This window comes from uncultured Amaricoccus sp., from assembly GCF_937891315.1.
Classification (GTDB): domain Bacteria; phylum Pseudomonadota; class Alphaproteobacteria; order Rhodobacterales; family Rhodobacteraceae; genus Amaricoccus.
Map to the genome: position 1 here is coordinate 1 of NZ_CALAGI010000069.1, position 6,421 is coordinate 6,421.

At 66.5% G+C, this 6,421-nt stretch carries 4 protein-coding genes; 2 read left to right on the top strand and 2 right to left on the bottom strand.

Going from position 1 to position 6,421, the window contains the following annotated elements; all coding sequences use genetic code 11:
- Positions 1–163: 163 nt before the first annotated feature.
- Complete coding sequence (locus Q0480_RS06210) at positions 164–1,213, bottom strand: AbrB family transcriptional regulator (RefSeq protein WP_299131520.1); 1,050 nt, start codon at positions 1,211–1,213, stop codon at positions 164–166.
- 167 nt (positions 1,214–1,380) lie between these two features.
- Between Q0480_RS06210 and Q0480_RS06215 the strand changes: the two genes are divergently transcribed.
- Both Q0480_RS06215 and Q0480_RS06220 read left to right on the top strand, forming a co-directional pair.
- Positions 1,381–1,983 (top strand): DNA-3-methyladenine glycosylase I, encoded by a 603-nt coding sequence (locus Q0480_RS06215; RefSeq protein ID WP_299131521.1) that lies wholly within the window; start codon positions 1,381–1,383, stop codon positions 1,981–1,983.
- A gap of 601 nt (positions 1,984–2,584) precedes the next feature.
- Positions 2,585–3,733: a site-specific integrase gene (locus Q0480_RS06220; protein ID WP_299131523.1), complete on the top strand. Its 1,149-nt coding sequence runs from the start codon at positions 2,585–2,587 to the stop codon at positions 3,731–3,733.
- Positions 3,734–3,842: 109 nt separating this feature from the next.
- Here the strand turns inward: Q0480_RS06220 and Q0480_RS06225 are convergent.
- Positions 3,843–6,421: DEAD/DEAH box helicase family protein (locus Q0480_RS06225; RefSeq protein ID WP_299131522.1), on the bottom strand; the 2,579-nt coding region annotated here is incomplete at its 5' end.

Genomic DNA, 6,421 nt, shown 5'->3' on the forward strand with positions numbered 1-6,421 from the left:
AAATCTTCACCCCTCGCGCCCTCCGCAAGCTTGCTCCGGGCGCGCGGACCGCGGGGGCGCCACTGGCGCCCCCTAAGATCGGTCCGCTAAAACATCTCGATCCGAACCAAGCAAAACGGATCTGGTACGAGGCCCGCGCGCGATCCGTCCCGCACGCTGACCGCTATGTCGGCGGTCGACGCCCGAGCCAGAACGGGCCAACGAGGTTCAGCCCGAGGATGCGCAGCACGTGATGCGCACCGACGAAGGCCGGGTCGAGATGGAGAGCGAGGGCCATGGCCGCCATCGCCTCGACCCCGCCCGGAGCATAGGCGAGCCACGTCTTGCCGAACGGCATGCCGAGCAGCCATGCCCCGATCCAGGCGAAACCAGCCGAGATGCCAAGCGCGATCAGGATGCTCGCCAACGCGCCCGGCGCGGTGCGGAGCAGCACGGCGACGGTGGTGCCGCGGAACCGCGCCCCGATCACCGCGCCGGTCGCAACGAACCCTGCGATCACCAGCGGCTGGGGAAAGCGCCCATGCACGATCCCGGTCGCGTGGAGGGTGGCACTCGCCACCATCGCCCCGAGCACGGTCCCGGCCGGAACGCGCAGCCGGACGAGGAGCATGGCAAGGAGCCCGGCGACGACGAACACGAGCAGGGCTTCGCCCGGACCGTTGGTGACGGTCGCCGCCGGCGCCGCGGCGCGATCACCCGGGGTCACGAGCGAGATGAGCGGCGGCATCAGGAGGACGAGGGTGAAGATGCGCAGGCTCTGCGCCAGCACCACCCGCGGCACGTCCGCCGCGCTGCTCGCGGCGATGATCATCACCGCCGAGAAGGCTCCGGGCATCGAGGCGAAACGCGCGGTCGTCCGGTCCCAACCGTGGGCGCGCTCGAGATAGGCGGAGCCGGCGAAGAGCGTCGCGGCGACCGACAGCGCGAGCAGCGCCACGCTCGCCGGCCAGGCGGCGATCTGGAGCAGGCTCTCGGGCGTGGCGCTGGAGCCGATCGAGATGCCGACGAGCAGGAAGGCGAGATCGCGCGGCCGCGGCGGCAACCCGACCTCGAGACCGAGGATCGCGGCGGCGGCGGTCGCGATCATCGCGCCCATCAACCAGCCGGCCGGCAGGCCGAGCGCCGCGAACGCCGCCCCGCCGCCGCCGGCGAGCGCCAGCGTCACGCCGAGCCCGCGGGTCGCGGCCGGATCGAACCGCCGGAACCATGCCATCACCAGACCCTCGCGCGCCGGACCGACGCCGCGCTTCTGGCATTCCCGCCCGCCGGCGGCAAGTCCGGCCCCGGCGACCCGGTATCGCGCTCGACGAGGGGACCGTTGACGCGGCCGAGGCGGAGGCGCCACCTTGCGCCGGAGCGAACGAGCGCGGAGGACAGGCGATGGCGGTGTCGGAGGGGCCGGACGGGCGGCCGCGGTGTGGCTGGTGCCTGTCGACGCCGGATTATCTCGCCTATCACGACACCGAATGGGGCTTTCCCGTCGATGACGACCGGCGATTGTTCGAAAAGCTCTGCCTCGAAGGCTTCCAGTCCGGCCTCAGCTGGCGGACCATCCTGACCAAGCGCGAAAATTTCCGCGCCGCCTTCCGCGGTTTCGATTTCGAGCGGATCGCGGCCTTCGACGAGAGCGACGTCGCGCGGCTGCTGGCCGACGCCGGCATCGTCCGCCACCGCGGCAAGATCGAGGCGACGATCAACAACGCCCGGCGCGCCCGCGAACTCATCCGCGACAAGGGCTCGATCGCCGCCCATGTCTGGAGCTTCGAGGCGCCGCGCGGGGCCGCGCGGACCGAAATCGTCTCGACCAGCGCGGAATCGATCGCCCTTTCCAAAGACCTGAAGAAGCGCGGTTGGGCCTTTGTCGGCCCGACGACGATCTATGCCTTCATGCAGGCCATGGGCCTCGTCAACGACCACGCCGAGGGCTGCGCCCTCCGGCAGGAGGTCGAACACGCCCGCGCGACCTTCGCGCGGCCGGCGTAGGACCATCGAGTGGCGGGGCTTTGTTCGATAAACGCAAAGGGCATCATTTCCGTCTTTGACCGCTGTTTCAGGCGAACGGCATGAACGGCCTCACGGCCATACGGGACATGATCGAACATTTTGACGACTACGCGGCGGACGAAGGGCGCGGACTGCTACGCGCGAGGACGACCTTGATCCGTGGCGAACGGTCACGCGCGATCGGTTTGAGCGGGGCCGATTGGTGATTGAAAGAACGACCGCGTACAATGCCGCGATAGCCCCGCGGTCGGTCGCCAAGCGAGTCCGCGACACCTTCATTGCTTGGCGCAATGCGCCGAAATCGTAACGGCAGGTTGTCAGCAGATTTCGCGGTCTGCCAATTTTCCCAATTACGTCAAGGGTGATTGGCTCCGGCGGTAGGGATCGAACCTACGACCAATTGATTAACAGTCACTGGGACAGGCATTCTTTCGAGCACTTGAGGATTCTTGGATTCATATTTTTTCGCGTATAATCATATACATGATTTGGCACCTGCGGCCCATCCACTCCCTCGAACTCCTTGCATTTCCCATCGTTCTGCTTACCTTACGCTTACCCGATCCGGAGATGCACGCTCATGCCGAATGTCCGACTGACGAAGACCACCGTCGAGAAGCTCCAGCCGGAGGGGATGGAAACGATCTATTGGGACGAGACGCTTCCCGGCTTCGGCGTGCGCGTCAAGGCGAGCGGGAGCCGGAGCTATGTGGTGCAGTATCGCAACCGCGAGAACGGCCGCTCCTGCCGGATGACGATCGGGCCGCACGGTCCGCTGCTCTCCTTCCACGAGGCCCGTGATCGGGCGCGGGGCCTCTTGGCCGATGCGCTGCGCGGCGCCGATCCGGCGGCGGACCGCACGAACCGTCGTCGCGCGCCCGATCTGGCCGCGCTTTGCGACGCCTATCTCAAGGACCACGCCGAGGCGAAAAAGAGGTCGAGCAGCGCCAAAGCGGATCGCGCTTATATCGAACGTTTCATCCTGCCCGCGCTTGGACAACGCAAGGTCGCCGAGATCGGCATGAACGACGTTCAGAGACTGCACAACAGCCTCGCCGGGACGCCATATCAGGCCAACCGAGTCCTCGCGCTTCTTTCGAAGATGTTCAGTCTCGGGCTTCGTTGGGGCTGGCGACCGGACAATCCGGCCACTGGCGTCGAGAAATACCACGAGGACAAGCGGACGCGCTGGCTCTCGGACGGTGAGCTTCGGGCGCTCACCGAGGCGCTCGACGCGCATCCGAACCAGGTCGCGGCGGATGCGATCAGACTGCAACTCCTGACCGGGGCGCGGATCGGCGAGGTACTTTCCGCGACCTGGGCGGACTTCGATCTCGTCCGGGGCGTCTGGACCAAGCCGTCACATCACACGAAGCAGAAACGGACCGAGCACTTGCCGCTGTCGACCGCCACTGTTGAACTGCTCACTACGATGCGTGGCCGGTCGACCGCCGAGCACCTGTTTCCCGGCAGAATCCCTGGCCAGTCCCTCAAAGAACTCAAGCGGTTCTGGCAGCAGATCTGTGGGGCGGCGGGCCTTCAGGATTACCGGATCCATGACAATCGTCATACCCATGCCTCACACCTCGTCTCGAGCGGTCTGAGTCTAACGATTGTCGGCCGTCTCCTAGGGCACACGAACCCCACGACGACGCAGCGCTACGCGCATCTCGCCGATGCGCCGCTCCGCGAGGCGGCCGAGGTAATGGCACGGAAGTTCCGCGGATAAGCTCTACCACGCTTGGAGAGGGCCTCGCGGCCGGATAGCCATCTGAAATCCGATACTCCGCCTCGGCCCCGACCGTCATTGGCCTTCACCGTCGCGAACGGCGGATTGCCTATGCCGCCGCCGTCGCTCGAATTCGCCTGACGATTTCCAACACCTCGGCCGATCGTTCAGCTGGAAAAACCCCGCTGAGCCCTTGGTCGCTGACGTCGGTGAATGGACTCTCGTAGAGCAACGAGGGGTCAATGATCCCACGCTCGGTCAAGTAGTTGATGATTAGGTCGATGAAGTGGAGTTGGCTGGCTGACAGAGAGCCCACGCCGGCAAGCGCGCCAAACGCGGCCTTTGCCGACTGCCGATCGAGCCCCGTCAGCTTCCGGAAGAACAGACCGAGACCGCCCTCGTTCCGGATTGTGTCAAGCCGGCGCTCGTCGCCGACACCTTCCTCTAGGAACATGCGCTCGAGCTCGGCGACGTCGCGCGCGGTGATCTGCTCCGCGCGCCGCACCTTCTGAAGGGCGATGTGGTCACTATGGACTTCGAGGAAGCGATTCACCTTTCGCCGGAACCGCCCCGCGTCCATGCCAATCGCGGCGTCACCGACGGCGGCGTCGGTCGCGCCGCCGATCTCGTCCTCGAAGTCGGTGTAGACGATCTTTCTCTCCCCGGACTCGATGAGCTTGACAAGGTCGCGCAGCTTCACCCGGACGGCCTCGATCATCCCGACATTGATGTCCTGCCAGAACTCGTCGGTCTGCACCTCGAGAATCAGGGCCAGCTGCTGGCCGACGGCGGGGATGTTGCCGAGCGCCTCCAGGCTCGCCGCGAGGCGGCGAACCTCCCGTTGGCAGCTGGCGAAGCGCGCCTCGGCGCGGAGCAGCGCCAGCTGGCCGGAGAGAAGCAGGAGGTCGAACTGCTTCGCCGGCAGGTCGTCGTCGACGAACCCCGACGGCAGGCCGGCGACCTCTTCGACGAGTTCCTCGCGGTCGATATCGGTCAGCGCCCGCCAGACCTCTGCCACCTTGAACCGCTCGACGGCGCGGCGGTGGGGCCGGACGATGAAGTTGTCGAGGCTCATGGCGGCGACCTCCCGGTGGAGCCTCGCGGCCGTCGCTCCGCGCACAGCGTCATCCCCAACACCCTCCCTCTGGTCGAGCTCGCCGATCAGCTCGACACGGGCCACGAAGAGGCGCCGGGTGATCGTGTCGCCGAGGGCGCCCTCGGAGAGATCCGGGTGCTGGTCGAAGAACTCGAAATTCTGGCAGAAGTCGAAGATCAGGAAGTTCTCCTTGTCCTCGCCGGAGCCGAACAGGTCCGGGCGCAGGCGGGTCCCGCGGCCGATCATCTGCCAGAACTTGGTCTTGGAGCGGACGATCTTGAAGAAGACGAGGTTCACCACCTCGGGCACGTCGATCCCGGTGTCGAGCATGTCGACGGAAACCGCGATGTGGGGCGGCTTGTCCGCCTCGGAGAAGGCGTCGATCAACGACTGGGCATAGGGCACGCTGTAGTCGATCAGCCGGGCGAACTGGCCCTTGAGGTGCGGGTAGTTCGCGTCGAACCGCTCGACGATGAAGGCGGCGTGGCGGCTGTTCTTCGCGAAGACGATGGTCTTTCCGAGCCTGGCGCCGTCCTCGACCTTCACGCCGTTGCGCATCAGGAACTCGAGCACCTTGTCGACCGTGTCCTCGTTGAACAGCCACTTGTTGATGCCGGCCGCCTCGACGCGGTCCGGGATCGTGCCGTCCTCGTCCCACTCGATTGCGTCCCACGCCTCCTTTTCCTCGTCCGGGAGATCGTCGTAGCGGATGCCTTCGCGCTGGAACTTCAGCGGCACGGAGACCGCCTTCGGCGGCACCAGGTAGCCGTCGGCGACCGCGTCCTCGAGGTCGTAGGAGTCCGTCGGCACGCCCCGCTCCAACTGGAACAGCGAATAGGTGTCGCGGTCGATCTCGTCGCGCGGCGTGGCGGTCAGGCCGACGAGGAGGCTGTCGAAATACTCGAAAATCGCCCTGTACTTGCGGTAGACCGACCGGTGCGCCTCGTCGATGATGATCAGGTCGAAATGCCCCGGGCCGAAGCGCCGCGCCCCGTCCTGCATCTCCTCGATCAGGTTCATCATCGTCGGATAGGTCGAGAGGAACACCCGGGCGCCGGTGTGGTCGTTCTTCCGCGGATCGTGCCGCTCCAGCAGGTTTGCGCTCGGCGCCGTGGGCAGGTGCGCCTTGAAGACGCCGTGCGCCTGCCGCACCAGCGCCACGCGGTCGGCGAGGAACAGCACCCGCCGCACCCAGTTCGCCCGCATCAGCTGGTCGACGAGCGCGACAACCGTCCGCGTCTTGCCCGACCCGGTGGCCATGACGAGCAGCGCCTTGCGCTGCGCGTCCCGCTCGAAGCTCTCGCCAACCCGGCGGATCGCCCGCGCCTGGTAGAAGCGGCCGGCGATCGCTCCATCTACCTCCACGTCATCGAGCGTCCTCCGGCTGCCGCGCCGCTGGTGCAGCAACTCCAGCTCGTCCTTCTTCAGGAACCCCTGCACCGGGCGCGGCGGATACATCGCGTCGTCCCAGAACCAGTGCTCGTAGCCGTTCGTGTAGAAGATCAGCGGCCGGCGCCCGAACTGCGCTTCGAGGCAGTCGGCGTAGAGCTTCGCCTGCTGCTGGCCGACCTGGGCGTCCCGTCGGGTCCGCT

Bases quoted from the DNA above. Each gene is read 5' to 3' on its own strand.
- Q0480_RS06220 (WP_299131523.1), top strand. From the start codon at position 2,585: ATGCCGAATGTCCGACTGACGAAGACCACCGTCGAGAAGCTCCAGCCG.
- Q0480_RS06215 (WP_299131521.1), top strand. From the start codon at position 1,381: ATGGCGGTGTCGGAGGGGCCGGACGGGCGGCCGCGGTGTGGCTGGTGC.
- Q0480_RS06210 (WP_299131520.1), bottom strand. From the start codon at position 1,213: ATGGCATGGTTCCGGCGGTTCGATCCGGCCGCGACCCGCGGGCTCGGC.